Source organism: Caldimonas sp., from assembly GCF_046291045.1.
Classification (GTDB): domain Bacteria; phylum Pseudomonadota; class Gammaproteobacteria; order Burkholderiales; family Burkholderiaceae_C; genus Caldimonas.
Genome location: NZ_JBKBSL010000023.1, coordinates 19,954 through 35,976 on the forward strand (window position 1 = coordinate 19,954; position 16,023 = coordinate 35,976).

16 protein-coding genes are annotated in these 16,023 nt (G+C 68.9%); 9 read left to right on the forward strand and 7 right to left on the reverse strand.

Annotated elements, in window-relative coordinates; all coding sequences use genetic code 11:
• Nucleotides 1-45 precede the first annotated feature (45 nt).
• The 4 genes from ACK4ZD_RS09900 to ACK4ZD_RS09915 all read left to right on the forward strand — a co-directional run bounded on the left by ACK4ZD_RS09900 (nt 46) and on the right by ACK4ZD_RS09915 (nt 3,597).
• On the forward strand, nt 46-2,343 hold the full coding sequence (locus ACK4ZD_RS09900) for an NADP-dependent malic enzyme (protein WP_409661119.1): 2,298 nt from the start codon (nt 46-48) through the stop codon (nt 2,341-2,343).
• Nucleotides 2,344-2,617: 274 nt separating this feature from the next.
• Complete coding sequence (locus tag ACK4ZD_RS09905; protein WP_409661122.1) at nt 2,618-3,001, forward strand: ribonuclease domain-containing protein; 384 nt, start codon at nt 2,618-2,620, stop codon at nt 2,999-3,001.
• 30 nt (nt 3,002-3,031) lie between these two features.
• Nucleotides 3,032-3,427, forward strand: coding sequence for a barstar family protein (locus ACK4ZD_RS09910; RefSeq protein ID WP_409661125.1), 396 nt, complete (start codon nt 3,032-3,034; stop codon nt 3,425-3,427).
• A 41-nt stretch (nt 3,428-3,468) separates the two neighbouring features.
• Complete coding sequence (locus tag ACK4ZD_RS09915; protein ID WP_409661128.1) at nt 3,469-3,597, forward strand: hypothetical protein; 129 nt, start codon at nt 3,469-3,471, stop codon at nt 3,595-3,597.
• Between the two features lie 11 nt (nt 3,598-3,608).
• On the opposite strand, the gene rsmA is transcribed toward ACK4ZD_RS09915, so the two are convergent.
• Genes rsmA through ACK4ZD_RS09930 form a run of 3 tightly spaced genes read right to left on the reverse strand, consistent with a single transcriptional unit; the run spans nt 3,609 to nt 8,052 of the window.
• A complete protein-coding gene (gene rsmA / locus ACK4ZD_RS09920; protein WP_409661131.1) occupies nt 3,609-4,421 on the reverse strand; it encodes a 16S rRNA (adenine(1518)-N(6)/adenine(1519)-N(6))-dimethyltransferase RsmA in 813 nt (270 codons plus the stop codon).
• Nucleotides 4,418-5,746 (reverse strand): peptidylprolyl isomerase, encoded by a 1,329-nt coding sequence (locus ACK4ZD_RS09925; protein WP_409661134.1) that lies wholly within the window; start codon nt 5,744-5,746, stop codon nt 4,418-4,420. Before ACK4ZD_RS09925 ends, rsmA begins: the two co-directional genes overlap by 4 nt.
• A 32-nt stretch (nt 5,747-5,778) precedes the next feature.
• Nucleotides 5,779-8,052, reverse strand: a complete 2,274-nt coding sequence (locus ACK4ZD_RS09930) for an LPS-assembly protein LptD (RefSeq protein ID WP_409661136.1) — start codon at nt 8,050-8,052, stop codon at nt 5,779-5,781.
• A gap of 146 nt (nt 8,053-8,198) precedes the next feature.
• On the opposite strand from ACK4ZD_RS09930, the gene ACK4ZD_RS09935 reads away from it, so the two are divergent.
• Nucleotides 8,199-9,278 carry an aminoglycoside phosphotransferase family protein gene (locus tag ACK4ZD_RS09935; RefSeq protein WP_409661139.1) on the forward strand — a complete coding sequence of 360 codons (1,080 nt, stop codon included), beginning with the start codon at nt 8,199-8,201 and terminating at the stop codon, nt 9,276-9,278.
• Nucleotides 9,279-9,468: 190 nt separating this feature from the next.
• On the opposite strand, the gene ACK4ZD_RS09940 is transcribed toward ACK4ZD_RS09935, so the two are convergent.
• Nucleotides 9,469-10,479, reverse strand: coding sequence for a LysR family transcriptional regulator (locus tag ACK4ZD_RS09940; RefSeq protein WP_409661142.1), 1,011 nt, complete (start codon nt 10,477-10,479; stop codon nt 9,469-9,471).
• 195 nt (nt 10,480-10,674) lie between these two features.
• On the opposite strand from ACK4ZD_RS09940, the gene ACK4ZD_RS09945 reads away from it, so the two are divergent.
• The 4 genes from ACK4ZD_RS09945 to ACK4ZD_RS09960 all read left to right on the forward strand — a co-directional run bounded on the left by ACK4ZD_RS09945 (nt 10,675) and on the right by ACK4ZD_RS09960 (nt 13,437).
• The gene (locus tag ACK4ZD_RS09945; protein WP_409661145.1) at nt 10,675-11,052 is read left to right on the forward strand and encodes a hypothetical protein; all 378 of its coding nucleotides are present in this window, start codon (nt 10,675-10,677) and stop codon (nt 11,050-11,052) included.
• 113 nt (nt 11,053-11,165) lie between these two features.
• Nucleotides 11,166-11,444, forward strand: coding sequence for a DUF4148 domain-containing protein (locus ACK4ZD_RS09950; protein ID WP_409661148.1), 279 nt, complete (start codon nt 11,166-11,168; stop codon nt 11,442-11,444).
• 48 nt (nt 11,445-11,492) lie between these two features.
• Nucleotides 11,493-12,215, forward strand: a complete 723-nt coding sequence (locus ACK4ZD_RS09955) for a 16S rRNA (uracil(1498)-N(3))-methyltransferase (protein WP_409661151.1) — start codon at nt 11,493-11,495, stop codon at nt 12,213-12,215.
• Between the two features lie 55 nt (nt 12,216-12,270).
• A complete protein-coding gene (locus tag ACK4ZD_RS09960; RefSeq protein ID WP_409661153.1) occupies nt 12,271-13,437 on the forward strand; it encodes an MFS transporter in 1,167 nt (388 codons plus the stop codon).
• 22 nt (nt 13,438-13,459) lie between these two features.
• Here the strand turns inward: ACK4ZD_RS09960 and ACK4ZD_RS09965 are convergent, their stop codons facing one another.
• The 3 genes from ACK4ZD_RS09965 to ACK4ZD_RS09975 are packed head-to-tail and all read right to left on the reverse strand — an operon-like array spanning nt 13,460 to nt 15,856.
• Entirely contained in the window at nt 13,460-14,536 is a 1,077-nt protein-coding gene (locus ACK4ZD_RS09965; protein ID WP_409661156.1) for a type VI immunity family protein, read from the reverse strand.
• Nucleotides 14,537-14,546: 10 nt separating this feature from the next.
• Nucleotides 14,547-15,260, reverse strand: coding sequence for a VRR-NUC domain-containing protein (locus ACK4ZD_RS09970; RefSeq protein WP_409661158.1), 714 nt, complete (start codon nt 15,258-15,260; stop codon nt 14,547-14,549).
• Nucleotides 15,257-15,856, reverse strand: a complete 600-nt coding sequence (locus tag ACK4ZD_RS09975) for a PAAR domain-containing protein (protein WP_409661161.1) — start codon at nt 15,854-15,856, stop codon at nt 15,257-15,259. The genes ACK4ZD_RS09970 and ACK4ZD_RS09975 overlap by 4 nt, the downstream gene beginning before the upstream one ends.
• Nucleotides 15,857-16,023 lie beyond the last annotated feature (167 nt).

Consider the following 16,023-nt stretch of genomic DNA (forward strand, 5'->3'; position numbering starts at 1 on the left):
CCGGTGGGCCGCCGTCGGACCCGCCGAGCTCACTAGGGAATCACCATGTCGTCTGCCGAAGACAAACGCGCCGAACTGCGCCAGGCCGCCCTCGAGTACCACGAGTTCCCCACCCCCGGCAAGGTGGCGATCGCCGCCACCAAGCAGCTGGTCAACCAGCGCGACCTCGCCCTGGCCTATTCGCCCGGCGTGGCCGCGGCCTGCGAAGAGATCGTGGCCGACCCGGCCAACGCCTTTCGCTACACCTCGCGGGGCAACCTGGTCGCGGTGGTCACCAACGGCACCGCGGTGCTGGGCCTGGGCGACATCGGCCCGCTGGCGGCCAAGCCGGTGATGGAAGGCAAGGGCGTGCTGTTCAAGAAGTTCGCCGGCATCGACGTCTTCGACATCGAGATCAACGAGAAGCACGACCTCGACAAACTGGTGGACATCATCGCCGCGCTCGAGCCCAGTTTTGGCGGCATCAACCTCGAGGACATCAAGGCGCCGGACTGCTTCTACGTCGAGCGCCGCTTACGCGAGCGCATGAAGATCCCGGTCTTCCACGACGACCAGCACGGCACGGCCATCGTCGTGGGGGCAGCCGTCATCAACGGCCTGAAGGTGGTGGGCAAGGATCTCAAGCAGGTCAAGCTCGTCACCTCCGGCGCCGGGGCCGCCGCCCTGGCCTGCCTGAACCTGCTCGTCAAGCTGGGCATCCCGCGCGAGAACATCTGGGTCACCGACATCGCCGGCGTGGTCTACCAGGGCCGCACCGAGCTGATGGACCCGGACAAGGCGCAGTTCGCCCAGGACACCGCCCAACGCACCCTGGCCGAGGTGATCGAGGGCGCCGACATCTTCCTGGGCCTGTCGGCCGGCGGCGTGCTCAAGCCGGAGATGGTGGCAAAGATGGCCCCCAAGCCCCTCATCCTGGCCCTGGCCAACCCCACGCCGGAGATCCTGCCGGAAGAGGTGAAGGCCGTGCGCGACGACGCCATCATGGCCACCGGCCGCACCGACTACCCCAACCAGGTCAACAACGTCCTGTGCTTCCCCTACATCTTCCGCGGGGCGCTGGACTGCGGGGCCACCACGATCACCGACGAGATGGAGATCGCCGCGGTGCACGCCATCGCCGAACTCGCCCAGGCCGAGCAGAGCGAGGTGGTGGCCGCCGCTTATGCCGGTGCGACGCTGAGCTTCGGGCCCGAGTACCTGATCCCCAAGCCCTTCGACCCGCGGCTGATGATGCGCATCGCGCCGGCCGTGGCCAAGGCCGCGGCCGACTCCGGCGTGGCCACCCGGCCCATCGCCGACCTCGACGCCTACCGCGAGAAGCTGCAGAGCTTCGTCTATGCCTCGGGCACCACGATGAAGCCCATCTTCAACGTGGCCAAGCGTGCCAAGAACAAGCGCATCGTCTACTGCGAGGGCGAGGAGGAGCGTGTGCTGCGCGCCGTGCAGGTCGTGGTGGACGAGCATCTGGCCCGCCCCACGCTGATCGGCCGCCCCGAGGTGATCAAGCAGCGCATCGAACGCTTCGGCCTGCGGCTGCAGCAAGACCGCGACTACGACGTCGTCAACACCGAGTACGACCACCGCTACCGCGACTACTGGCAGACCTACCACCGCATGACCGAACGCAAGGGCGTGACCCAGCAGCTCGCCAAGATCGAGATGCGCCGGCGCCTCACGCTCATCGGCGCGATGCTGCTGCACAAGGGCGAGGTCGACGGCATGCTGTGCGGCACCTGGGGCACGACGGCCATGCACCTGCACTACATCGACCAGGTCATCGGCCGGCGCGCGGGCGTCCACACCTATGCCTGCATGAACGGCCTGATCCTGCCCGGCCGCCAGGTCTACCTGGTCGACACGCACGTGAACCACGACCCCACGGCCGAGCAGCTCGCCGAGATCACCGTGCTGGCGGCCGAGGAAATGCTGCGCTTTGGCATTCAGCCCAAGGCCGCACTGCTGTCGCACTCCAACTTCGGCTCCAGCAACCAGCCTTCGGCGGTGAAGATGCGCCAGGCCCTGGAGCTGATCCGCACCCAGGCCCCCTGGTTGGAGATCGACGGGGAGATGCACGGCGACGTGGCCCTGGACGCCGCCGCCCGCAAGGCCCTGATGCCCAACAGCACGCTGTCCGGTGAGGCCAACCTGCTGGTGCTGCCCAACATCGATGCGGCCAACATCAGCTACAACCTGCTCAAGACGGCCGCCGGCGGCGGCATCGCCATCGGCCCCGTGCTGCTGGGTGCAGCCCAGCCGGTGCACATCCTCACCCCCTCGGCCACGGTGCGCCGCATCGTGAACATGACCGCCTTGGCCGTGGCCGACGCCAACGCCGGCCGCTGAGGCCCGGGGCCCGGCCCGGGCTGCGACACCGCCGGCGCCCTGCAGCGCCCCGGCCAGGCCCATGCCAGGCGCAACTGGGAGAGATGCCCGGACTGCAAGAAGCCTCACCCGTCAGCGTGTACACACTTTCATGGGGCTCAAACCCCCTTGAATTTGCTGAAATTTGAGGCACAGCCTTGTGATTTTGATGCCGATTCGCTACCATCTCGGCTTCAGGATTCAGGGAAAACCCGTGGCAACCGCTGCAAGGTCACTTCGGTGGCAGTCACTCCGGATGTTAGGAGTCACTACCGCCGCGGTGCTGGCGATGGCCCTGGGTCACAACGATGTCACGGCCCGGGAGGCTGCGCCGGGCCGCCACGCCGATGTCGAAGCGGTCGCCTTGAGCGACCTGCCCCGTCAAGCCCAGGACACCCACCGGCGCATCCTTGCCGGCGGCCCCTTCCCGTACGACAAGGACGGGACCGTGTTCTTCAACCGCGAGCGGTTGCTGCCGCCCAAGCCGCGCGGCCACTATCGCGAATACACGGTCAAGACCCCGGGGGTGCGGCATCGCGGGGCGCGGCGCATCGTTTGTGGCGGCGTGCCCCCCACGAAGCCTGAGGTCTGTTACTACACCGATGACCACTATGCGAGCTTTCGCCGGATCATCGAATGAAGCGCTTTTGAAGCAACGAGGATCGTGACCATGCTTTTGCAGACCGTCCGTCCGAACATCGTCCAATCCATCCGGGCCTTCCGGGTGGAGGATCTGATGCAGGCCGCCCGAGACACCGGTCAGCACTTTCTGTATGCGAATCTGGCCCAGGCCCAGACGAAACAGGACGTGTTGGAAGGCATCGCCGAGGCCTTCCTGTTCCCGACGCACTTCGGCAAGAACTTCGATGCGCTGTACGACTGCATGACCGACCTGGTCAACAAGTCGGGTCCGCAGCCGGGCTTCATCGTCGTGCTGGAGCAGATCCCCGACAACCCCCGTTTCGACCGGGAGGCGCGCGAGCAACTGCTCGACGTCTTCCGCGACGCGGCGGACTTCTGGGGCGACCGCAAGGTGCCTTTCAGGTGTTTCTATTCTTTTCTGTAGCCCGCTCCCAAGAAATCGGGTCATGGGAGCGGGCGAACGAGATGGCCCACAGCGAGATCACCGTCAAGCCGGCCGCCAAGGCCGCCAAGGCCTCCGGCCCGAGCTTCGGCACCCACATGCCGCTGATGAGCAGCGCCTTCGACACCTCGGCGTGGCTCGCGGCAGCCTGAGGGTTAGGCTCTCAGCGCACACGAACGGCTCCTTCGGGAGCCGTTTTTTCTGGCCGGGTCGATGGCGATGCCACCGCCTGCGCCAGGGCCACGTACTGGGCCACCGGCACCTCCTCGGCGCGGCGCTGCACGTCGAAATGACCGCCGAAGCCCCGGGCCTCGAGCCAGCGGCCCAGGGTGTGGCGCAGCAGCTTGCGCCGCTGCGAGAAGGCCACAGCCACCAGTTCGCCCAACAAGGCCACGTCGACGTCGGCAGGCTCAGGCCGCGGCGTCATGCGCACGACGGCCGAATCCACCCGCGGCGGCGGCTCGAAGGCCTCGGGCGGCACCTCGAAGAGGTTCTCGATCTCGTAGCGCCACTGCAGCATCACGCTCAGGCGGCCATAGTCCTTGTCGCCGGGGGCGGCGGCCATGCGCTCGACCACCTCTTTTTGCAGCATGAAGTGCTGGTCGACGATGGCCTCCACCTGGGCCAGCAGATGGAAGGCAATGGGCGAGGAGATGTTGTAGGGCAGGTTGCCCACCACGCGCAGGCGCTGCCCCTGCTGCCGCGACAGCTCATGGAAGTCGACCGTGAGCACGTCGGCCTCGATGACCTGCAACTGCGTGCGCCTGCGCAGTCGCGCGGCCAGGTCGCGGTCGAGCTCGATCACGGTCAGGCGTTCGCAGCGCGCCAGCAGCGGATCGGTCAGCGCCCCCAGTCCGGGGCCGATCTCGACCAGGGCCTGCCCCGGCTGCGGGTCGATGGCCCGCACGATCGCGTCCAGGACGGCCGTGTCGGTCAGGAAATGCTGGCCGAAGCGCTTGCGCGGGGTGTGCTTCACAGCTCGGGCCGCACGCGGATGTCGATGTAGGCTCGCTCGCGGATCTCGCGCGCCCACTCCTCGTAGGCCTGTTCGTACTTGCGCTCGCGCAGCACGTTGCGCGCCAACTCGCGCTGCTCGCGCGGGTCGATGCGGGTGTCGCGGCGATCGGTGACCTGCACCAGGTGGGCGCCGAAACGCGACAGGAAAGGCTCCGAGAGCCGCCCGGTGGGCAGTGCGTTCATCACGCGCTCGAACTCGGGCACGAATTGGCCGGGGCTGGCCCAGCCCAGGTCGCCGCCCTGCGAGGCGCTGCCGTCCTCGGAGTATTCGCGTGCCAGCTGCGCGAAGCCGGCCTCGCCTTGCTCGATGCGGCGCTTGTACTCGCCCAGGCGGCGCAGCGCCGTCTCGGCCGACAACTGCGGGGACAGGCGCAGCAGGATGTGCCGCGCACGCGTCTGGGTGATGAGGTCGGTGCTGGCGCTGCGGCGCTCGTGCAGCTTGAGAATGTGGAACCCCGCTCCCGAACGCACCAGCGCCGGCGCCACCTCGCCCGCCTTGAGGGCTTCGACGGCCGACAGGAAGAGCTCGGGCAGGCGCGAGGCCGGCCGCAGGCCCAGGCGGCCACCGTCTTCGCGGTGGGCGCCGTCGGAATGGGCCCGCACCAGCGCCGCGAAATCGGCGCCCGCACGGGCCTGGGCCAGCAGATCCTCGGCCTTGGCACGCCGCTCGGCCACGACCGCATCGCCCGCCCCTTCGGGCACGGCCACGAGGAGCTGGGCGATGTCGTACTCGGCGGCACCCGCCTGGCGGGCCCGTTGCTCGGCCAAGTAATCGTCGATCTCGGCCTCGGTCACGCGGATGCGGGCCTGCACCTCGCGCTCGCGCACGCGCTGCAACAGGATCTGGTCGCGCAGGTTGTTGCGGAAACGCGCGTAGTCCAGCCCCTCGGAGGCCAGGCGCTCACGCAGTTGCTGCGGGGTGAGCTGGTTCTGTGCGGCCACGTTGGCCACTGCGCGGTCGAGCTCGGCCTCGTCCACCCGCACGCCGGTGTCGCGCGCATGCGAGAGCTGGGCCCGGTCGTCGATGAGGGCATTGACGACCTCGCTGACGAGCTGGGGGCGCGGCGGCAGGCGCTCGCCGCTGCGCGCGGCCGCCTGCTCGATGGCCTCGATCCGGCGCATCACGTCGCTGTAGGTGACGATCTCCTGGTTGACGACGGCCACGATGTAGTCGCCACGCGAGCTGGCTCGGCCCTGGGCCCAGGCGCCCGACAGCAGCGCCGCCGCGGCAGCCAGTGCGGCCAGGGTGCGCCAGGCAGCCAAGCGGGTGAAAAGGAAAGTCATGGACATGGGGATCCTGGAAGGTGCGCGCGGGTTCACTCGCGCAGCAGCTGATAGCCGGGGATATTGTCCCTCAAGGTCTTGAGCGGGTTGCTGCCCAGCCGGGACAGGCCCACGAACTCGAGCTGCAGCATCAGCCGGGTGACGGCTTCTTGCTGACCGGTGGATCGACGCTCGGCGACGATGCGCCCGATCCAGCAGCCCGAGTCGTATTCGAGGCCCAGCAGGGTATCGGTCAGGCGCGACTCGGCCAGGCTGTAGTTCAGACGGCCCACCCCATACCAGCGCCCCGAACAGCCGGCTTCGGCATCACGCCGCGCGCCGGTGTAGATGGGCCATTGCCAGCCGATGTCGAGCTGCTCGCTGGCCCCGCGCACCAGGCTATAGCGCGCCCCCACGGTGCGCAAGGGCCCCGGGTTGAAGCGCACCGAGAGGTTGGATCGCACGGTGCGCTTGATCTCGGGGTTGTACTGCACCGAGCCGCCCAGGTGCCAGTGGGGAATGACACTGCTTTCGCCCAGCAGCAGCAGGTCGCTGGACCGCTGGGTGAAGGGCACGCCTTCGGGGGTGATGCGCTGCTCGGCAAAGAGGAAGCGCTGCGCCACGCCCAGCCGCAGGGCCTCGGCGCCGCTGCCCGGCTCGATGAAGCGCGAATAGACCCCGGCAGTGGCCGCCCGGGCGTCGGCCACGCGGTCCACGCCGGAGAACGGGTTGCTGTCGAACAGCGTGGTGAAATTCAGATCCTTGCCCGCGCTGTCGAAGTTGGGCAGGTCATCCTGCCGGCGATACGGCGTGTGCACCAGCAGCAGCCGCGGCTCCAGGGTCTGCAGGTAGTCACGCCCGAACCAGCGGGTCTCGCGCTCCAGGCGCAGCCCGGCGTCCAGACTCAGGCTCGGGATCAGCCGCGACGCCCGCTCACGGCCGCCGGGTTGGGTGGGCGCGTCGAGCCGGTAGCCAGCCGCGTTGAACGACAGTCGCGGTGTCAGGAAGCCCCCCGGGGCATCGATCAGGGGCCAGACGAAGCGGCCCAGCGCATGGGCACGCTCACCCTCGGGGCGAGCGGCCAGGCTGCCCTCGGGCAGCTCGAAACGGTTGTACTCCAGCTCGAGTTCGAAGCTCGGGCCGGCGGCCTGCCCCCAGGAGCGGCGCATGCCGAGCTGAGGCATGCGCGCATAGGGGGCGTCGATCGGCGCGTCCAGGTCCTGCAGCACCTGCCAACGCTGGACACGGGCATAGGCCTGCCATCGGCCGGCCCCGCCCCAGTCGGCCCGGGCATCGCTGGCCAGCAGGCGAGGCGTCAGGCTCGGGATGTTGCGCTCGAAATCCTTCCAGTAGTCGTCATCCGAGGCGCGGGTGTGCGACCAACGGTAGCGCCCCTGTAGTGGCAGGGCTCCGCGGTGCTGCAGGTGCAGCAGGTGACGGGCCTGGCCGGCGCTGCGGTCCTCGGGCATCAGGTCGAACTGCAGCTCGCCGGCATGGGCGGACGTCAGGTAGCGCAGCTCGCTGCCAAGAAAGGCGCCTCGGCGAGTCGCAATGCCCGGCGTGAGCGTCACGTCCAGTTGCGGTGCGATGTTCCAGTAGTAGGGCACGGCCAGCTCGAAGCCGCTGCGGCTGTCGAGGTTGACCGATGGCGGCAGCCAGCCCGACTTGCGCGCCTCCGAGACCGGAAAGCTCAGCGCCGGCGCACCCAGGATGGGCACGCCATAAAAGCGCAGCACCGCGCCGGTGGCCACGCCCTCGTTGTTCTCGAAGTCGAGTTTGACCCCGCTGGCCTCGAGCACCCAGGCGTACTGCCCCGTGTCGTCGGGCGTGCAGCTCGAGTAGGTGGCATCGATCGCGGCCACCCGGTGGCGGCCGAGAAAATCCAGCCGTGCGGCCTGCCCCCCCGCGCCGGTGACCCCGAAATGGTAGGCCGGGTGCAGGAAGAAGCCCTCGTAGCGCTCGACCTGGAGCTGCACCTCGGGGCCACTGACGACATTGCCGTCGCGCCGGATCACGACGTTGCCGGTGGCCTTGGCCACGCCCTCGCGGTGATCGTAGGACAGGCGGTCGGCGCGGATCTCCACCGGCCCTTGCGTCAGTTCGACCTCCCCCTCGGCCACGGTGGTCTGCCCGGTGCGACCGCCAAGCTCGCGGGCACGGATCACGATGGGCGCCTGCACCGAGGACGCCGCCGCCGGGGCTGCAGGTGCAGGCGGCTGCGCCCGGGCCTGCGGCAAGGCCAGCACGAGCGCCGTCAGGCAGGCGGCACCACCGTGCAGGCGGCCACGGTGCAGGCGGAACGGGGCGAAGGTCGGGCGGCGTGGCAAGGCAGGCGGCAGGACGGGATCGGAACGCCCGGCCGGCCGCCCCGGCAGACACCGGAGCGGCCAGGGGCGGTTTGTAGAATCGGCGGATTATTTCACGTCCCCACGGGTGGCCCGCCGGGACGGCCCCTCCTGACCCTCACCTGCCCATGAACGCCAGCGTGTCCTCGCCCCCCCGCGCCGAACCTGCTCCGGTGACCTGGCCGGACCCCACCCGGGAAGCGGCCTTTTGGGCCTGGATCGGTCGCCTGGACGGGTTCGACCTGGTGCCGGGCAGCCTGCGTGCGGCCAGTGCGGACGCGAGCTTTCGTCGCTACCTGCGGCTGGACAGCCCGACCGGCCCGCTCATCGTGATGGACGCCCCGCCGGCGCACGAGGACTGCCGCCCCTTCGTGGCACTGGCGCGGCTGTTGCGCGAGGCCGGCCTGAACGCCCCCGAGGTGCTGGCCTGGAACGAGGCCGACGGCTTCATGCTGCTGTCCGACCTGGGCTCGACCACCTACCTGCAGGCCCTGCAGGCGCATCCGGGCCAGGCCGACGCCCTGTACCGCGACGCCCTGGCGGCGCTGGTGGCCCTGCAGCGCATCGAGGCGGCCGAACGGGTGCCCGCCTACGACCGCGCGCTGCTGCTGCGCGAGATGGAGCTCTTCCCCGAGTGGTACGTGGCCCGTCACCGGGGTCTGGTCCTGGACGCGAAGGACCAGGCCGTGCTGGCTGCCAGCTTCGAGCACCTGCTCGCCAACGCCCTGGCCCAGCCGCGCGTGCTGGTGCACCGCGACTACCACTGCCGCAACCTGATGGTCTGCGGCGGGCCGGGCGACCCCGCCAACCCCGGGGTGCTCGATTTCCAGGATGCGGTGTGGGGCCCCATCACCTACGACCTCGTCTCGCTGCTGCGCGACGCCTACATCGAATGGGACGAGGCCCGGCAGATCGACTGGGCCGTGCGCTACTGGGAAGCCGCACGCCGCGCCGGCCTGCCGGTGCGCCCCGATTTCGGCGAGTTCTGGCGCGACTTCGAATGGATGGGCCTGCAACGCCACCTGAAGGTGCTGGGCATCTTCTGCCGCCTCTACCACCGCGACGGCAAGGACGGCTATCTGAAGGACCTGCCGCTGGTGTGGCGTCATGCCCACCGCGTGGCCAGCCGTTACCGCGAGTTCGTCGCGCTGGCGCGGCTGCTGGAGAAGGTGGCCGGGCAGGAGCGCCAGGTGGGCTACACCTTCTGACCGGCGGCCCGGCTTCGGGCGGCCGGGCGCCGGGCGTGCATGTCGGCCCCCGGGGCTATCGCCCGCCCCCCGCGGGGGCAACGGCCCGGCTTCGGGCGGCCGGGCGCCGGGCGTGCATGTCGGCCCCCGGGGCTATCGCCCGCCCCCCGCGGGGGCAACGGCCCGGCTTCGGGCGGCCGGGCGCCGGGCCTTAGGCCATCGCCGCGCGCAGCGCCGATTCGGTGGAGGCCGACCCGCACCAACAGTCGGGGGTCTCGCAGCCGGCGGCTGCCAGCCAGGGGTCGCGATCCTCCCCGCCGAAGGTCTCGACCAGGAAATCCAGGAACACCCGGGTGCGCGCCGGCAGATGCTTGCGCGTGGGGATGGCGGCATAGATCTGGGTCGTGAGCACCTGCCACTGGGGCAGCACCCGCTCGAGCGCCTGCTCGAGCAGGGCATCGGCCACCACGAAGGACGGCAAGCCCGCGATGCCCATGCCGGCCAGCGCGGCGGCATAGGTGGTGTCCAGGTGCGAGGTGCTCAGGGCCGTGGCCTGGGCCTCCAGGACCACCGTCTCCTGGGCCTGCCCGCGCTCGTCCACGCCCCTTTGGAACGTGATGCCGCCTTGCAGGATGCTGGGTGGCGGCAGCAGGGAATCGTGCTGCTTCAGGTCCTCGGGGTGACGCGGTCGGCCGCGGCGGTCCAGGTACTCCGGCGAGGCACAGGTGATGACCTCCGAGCGCGCGAGGCGGCGCGCCACGAAATGGCCGTCCAGGGGCTTGCGGCCCAGCATCAGGATGCTCACGTCGTGCGACTCATGCACCGTCTCCACCGGGCCAGGCACGGTCAGCTCCAGTGTGACCTGCGGAAAGCGGGCACGAAAGCGAGGCAGGTGCTTGGCGAGCTGGTGCACGGCAAACGCCGGAGGGCACACCACCCGCAGGTGGCCAGTGGGCTCGCGCACCGCAGCCTGGGCCAGGGCCTCGGCCTCGTCGATGTCGGCCAGGATCTGGCGCACGCGGTCGAGGTAGGCCTCGCCGGTGTCGGTCAGGCTCAAGCGGCGGGTCGTGCGCTGGATCAGCCGGGCCCCCAGGTGGGCTTCCAGGTCGGCCACGGCCCGCGTCACCACGGCCGCCGAGAGGTCCAGGGCCCGGGCCGCGGCGGCGAAGCTGCCGCACTCGACCACCTTGGCAAATACGCGCATGGAGTGCAATCGATCCATTTCAAGCCCTGAGTTCCTTGCAGATTCCGCAATTGTTCATTGAAGTCCAAGACGTTTTTCTGCTCAGGGTTAACACCTACAGTTCCTTCCATCGATGAACGAGAGGCCTGCCACGAGAAGGCCGGTTCACCGAGGGGCCGCTCAGGATGAGCCCGATCGGCCCGATCCGGAAACCCTCACCAAGGAACTGTCACCATGAATGCCAAGACCCTGATCGCTGCCGTTCTCTCCGCCGGTTTTGCCGCCGGTGCCTTCGCCCAGGAAGCCACGATCTTCGAGATCCCCGCCACCTCCGAGCTCAGTCGCGCCGAGGTGAAGGCGCAGATCCGCAACGCCGACCGTGCGGTGCTGTACGCCGGCGAGGCCACCGTGTTTGCCGACGCCGCCCCCACGACGGCGGGCCGCACCCGCGCCGAGGTCCGCGCCGAGGCCCGCGAGGCGCTGCGCAGCGGTTTCAGCTTCGGCGGTGAAGCCACCCTGTTCCCGCAGGAGACCTTCGCCAGCGTGCGCACCCGCGAGGAAGTGCGTGCCGAAGCCATCCAGCATCTGCGCAGCCAGCGCAGCGGCAGCTGATGACTCCAGGCCGGGCGGGGTCGCATCCGCCCGGCCGGCTGCCTGCGTAAAGCCCCTCAGGCCTGCCGCCCCGATGGACGCGGGCCCCTGAACGCATCGAAAGGAACCCCGCCATGAACAAGTCTCTCCTCGCCGCCATCGCCCTCACCGCCTCCTTCGGCGCCCTCGCCCAGGAAGCCACCGTGTTCCCCGAGGCGCCAGCCTCCACGCTGACCCGCGCCGAGGTGAAGGCCCAGGCGGCCGCCGCCGACCGTGACGTCGTCTTCGCCGGTGAGGCCACGGTGTTTCCGGATGCCGCGGCCTCCAGCATCGCGAGCCGCGCCGAAGTGCGCGCCGAGGCCCGCGAGGCCCTGCGCAAGGGCGTGAACTTCGGCGGCGAAGCCACCCTGTGACGGGCCCGGCTTTGGCACACTGCGGTCTTGCCCGCAGTGTGCCAAGCGATGCCCCGTCTTTTCGTCGATCTCCCGCTGGCCCCTGGCCAGTTGCTCACCCTCCCCCCCGGACCGTCCCGGCATGTGCAGGTGCTTCGCCTGCAACCCGGTGACGGTCTGGTGCTGTTCAACGGCCAGGGCGGCGAATGGGCCGCCACCGTCACCCGCATGGGCCGCCAGGAGGTGGAGGTCCGCCTCGATCACCCCCTGGACACCGACCGCGAGCTTCCGCGGGCCGTGACGCTGGCCGTGGGCATGCCCGCCAATGAGCGCATGGACTGGCTGGTGGAGAAGGCCACCGAACTCGGAGCGGCCGCCTTCGCGCCGCTGGTGTGCGAACGCTCGGTGCTGCGCCTGGCCGGCGAGCGGGCGCAGAAGAAGCAGGCCCACTGGCAGGGCGTGGCCGTGGCCGCGGCCGAACAGAGCGGGCGCACCCGCGTGCCCGCCGTTCATGGGCTGCGGCCCCTGCGGGAGGGACTGGCGGCCCTCGATGCCGGCGCCACGCGCTGGGTGCTCAGCCTGCGTGACGACGCAGCACCGCTGCCGCAGGCGCTGCGCGAACTGCCGGCCGAGGGCTCCCTGGTCCTGCTGAGCGGCCCTGAGGGCGGTCTGAGCCCCGCGGAGGAAGACTTGGCCCGCTCGATCGGCCATCGCCCCGTGAACCTGGGCCCGCGCGTGCTGCGCGCCGAAACCGCCCCACTGGCCGTGCTCGCGGCCCTCGCAGTGGTCTGACGTCTGTTCGCGTTTGCGGCGACACTCGGGATACCGAACGCCACGAGCCGCCGCCATGAACCCTCACCTCTGGCTCCTGACGCTGTGTCAGGGCTTCTTCATGACCAACAACGTCACCTTCATCGCCATCAACGGGCTGGTGGGGTTGGCGCTGGCACCGGTGGCCTGGATGGCCACGCTGCCGGTGATGGGCTATGTGGTGGGCGGGGCCCTGGCCACCGGGGTGGTGGCGCGCACCCAGCGGGCCTGGGGCCGCAAGCGCTCCTTCCAGGCGGGGTTGCTGGTGGCCATGGCTGCGGCCGCGCTGTGCGCCTATGCAGCGGCCACGAGCCAGTTCTGGCTGCTGGTGGCGGCCACGGTGATCGCCGGCTACTACAACGCCAACGCGGCGCTGTACCGCTTTGCCGCGGTGGAACTGGTGTCGCCCGCTGCCAAGGAGAAGGCCATCTCCTGGGTGCTGGCCGGCGGCATCCTGGGTGCGGTGATCGGGCCCAACCTGGCCCACTACACCCGCGACTGGTTCAGCGTGCCCTTTGCCGGCGCCTATGCCGCGCTGGCCGGCGTGGCCCTGCTGTCCCTCTCCGTCCTGAGCTTCATCCACTTCCCCGCCCTGCCCAAAGCCGACCCGGCCCACCCCGGGCGCCCCCTGCGCGAGATCGCGCGCCAGCCGGTCTTCATCGTGGCGGTGATGTGTGCCGCCCTGGGCTTTGGCGTGATGAACCTGCTGATGGCCGCCACGCCCATTGCCATGCAGCACCACCACCACGAGTTCCGCCACACCGCGCTGGTGCTGGAGTGGCACGTGCTGGGCATGTTCGTGCCCAGCTTCTTCACCGGCCACCTCGTCAAGCGCTTTGGCGTGGTCAAGGTGCTGTGGGCCGGCGTGGCGCTCAACCTGGGCTGCATCGCGGTGGCCCTGTCGGGCGTGGACCTGATGCAGTTCCTGGTGGCGCTGCTGCTGCTGGGCGTGGGCTGGAACTTCCTCTACGTGGGCGGCACCACCCTCTTCACCGAGGCCTACCGCCCCGAGGAGCGCACCACGGCCCAGGCCGCGATGGACTTCTGGGTGATGAGCACGATGGCCCTCACGTCCTTTGCCTCGGGTGCACTCATCACCTCGCAGGGCTGGACCTGGCTCAACTGGGGCTCGCTGCTGCCCGTGGCCCTGGTGGCCGGCGGCATCCTGTGGCTGACGGCACAGCGGCGCGTGGCGGCTGCTTGAGCGGCCGACGAAGAGGCCGCTATCACAGCCGATCTGGCAGCGTGGTTTCTGGTGTGAGCTTCGGCTCGTCCAGCAGCTTCGCCTTGTAGGCGAGGATCTCTTCCTCAGGCACGTCGAAGCGCTGCAGCCACTGCTGTGCGCCCCAGCCGATGATGCGAGGTTCACCCACTGACGAAGGCCGGTGCAAACTGACCTCGTTCGCGCGCAGGGGCTTGAACAACATATTGGGCAGTACGAGACGAGCCGGCTTCGCTTGGTCGGCAGGAGCTGCTTCTGGCTTTGGCCCTGACTGAATGACGAGACCGGCACCGTAGTCGTACAGCGCGAACCACTGCCCCGGCAACTCGTTACGAAGAGTCTGCAGACCACCGACCTTCCCAATCATTTCGTGACTCAGGGCGGTCAACCAAGAGACGGTCTTGATGCCCTGACTTGCGGAACGACCGGCTTCGATCGGCCCCCCGATGTCCAGGCCGAGCAGGTGCTGTGAAAGGTAGGCTTCGAATGGCTCGTTGTCGTCGCTGCGAACCAGCGAAAGTACCAGCCCATGACCGCCGTAGCCATGGACGGCCTTCAGCCGCCTGGCGAATTTCACGAACAAGTCTTGGAATGTGGTGGGATGCTCCTCGACGTACAACAAGGGCAGACTGAACCTCAGAACACTGAGCCCCCATCCCCCCATTTTGGCCCGCCAGCCGCGCAGGCCATGAACCTGAAACTCCCAGTCCCCCGCATCATGAGGCTGTTGCCCACTGGTGTAACCGAAACTGACGATGCCGCTTTCATCAATACGCTTCATCATCGTGCGCATGGGTTGTGCCTTGACATAGGGCATCTTGTCAGGTCCCTCGGGAGGGTCTTCGCGCCACAGCCAAGTCAAGTGCTCCTTGGCGATCGACTCGTAGTCACCGAAACACTCACAGATGGCCTCGCGCACCTCCAGCGTATGGGCATCGTTGAAGAACAGCGTGCCAGTGATGGCCGGGACGCTGCCCACATAATCTTGCGGGCCTTGTTTGGTCAACAGACCACCAGGCACACGCATCTTCTCTGGATGCTCCCGCATCAACTGAATTGGATCGAAGGGCAGTTCGTTCATTGCAGATACCTCAGTTTGCGGGCACCGGCACAGGGGGCAGGGGACGCCGTGTCAGCAACATCTGCAGCAATCTCGCAGCGGTAGCAGCAGCCCCCAACTGTTCTATGGGAATCTTGGGAGGGTCCGGCTCAGGCTGTGCGCAATCGCAATCGGCTGGCTCAAGCTTCTCCAGTTTATGAGGTGCTCCCGCGATTCGCTCATAGTCAGCCTTCTGCTCCTTGCTCCATGTGTCCGGCGGAAACTTGATCTCCACCACCTGCTTGATGTTGTCCTGGGTGGGCGGCTTGGCGGGGTCCTTGACGATGACCACGTCCGGGCGGCGCACCATGCCCGCGCCTTTGAGGTGCGGGTAGCCGTGATCCGTCTCCCAGTGCTTCTTGATGAACCCCGGCAGCCAGTCGTGCGGCTTGGTCTGGGCCGCTGCATCCATGATGGGCTCGGGCGGCTGGCGCGTCATGTCGTAGTTGACTTCACTCTTATAGGGGCTGCGATGGTGCAGCAGCTGGTCCAGCGTGCGCAATCGCCCAGACACGCAAGCCTGCTTGAGCGAGCGGCCGTCCTGGGCCACGCCTGGAGTGTCCTTGCATTTGCACACGGCCGAGCACAGCACCCTCTTGTCTTCGAAGGCCAGGCTGGGCCGGTTGATGCTCACCACCGTGGTGGTGCCTTCGGGGGACATGCCGCCGGTGGCCAGCGGCGGGGTGGGCGCGGGCGGTTGGGTCATGCCAGCCCCTGTTCGACGAGGTCGAAGGCCAGCGCCTCGTGGGCAGCGCTCTCGATCCAGGGGGTGTAGCCCTCGGCGTCGGTGATGCCGGCGATGTGTTGGCCACCCGTGGATCGCACCCGCATGGCCTGTCCGCCCACGGGCTCGCCGGTGGCCAGGTCCAGCACCTGGAAGCGGCCTCGGAACCGGTCGCCGGACTCATCCAGCGGCTCATCCTGGTAGCGTGCGGCCAATGTGTCGCTGATGGCCCCCGCGCCCCGGACCACCAGCGCTGCGGCGGCTGCAGCGGGCGCCTCCTGTGCGCCCAGGGCGGCCGTGGCACTGCCGGGCCGGGTCGTGGAGACGCTCTGGCTGGCGATCAGGGTGGCGCCACAGGCCGTCTTGCAGCCCTGGTAGGCCGCCGGGGCGCCGTCGATGAGCATGGAGGCATCGCCTTGCGCGATGGGAAAGAGGCCCCGGCAACCCTTCTTGGGGCACGACACCATGTCGCCGATGCGCGCGATGCGTTTGCCGTGGGTATCCGTGCTGCCAGAGGCGCCCACCACCGTGCCGCCGTGGCTGGTCCTGTCGCCCAGCACAATGAAGGGGCGCGACATTCGAATCCTCCTGAATCTTTTTGCTTTGCCTGCGAGCCAAGACCCTCCTTGGGACGGCGCAGACCGGGAGGAATTTAGCGTGAGCCTGTGCGGGAGGAGGTTTCGAAGTGTTTCGAACTCTCAATGGACAAAGCTTCGGCAGGAACCACACCCGCCCAAGCGTCAAG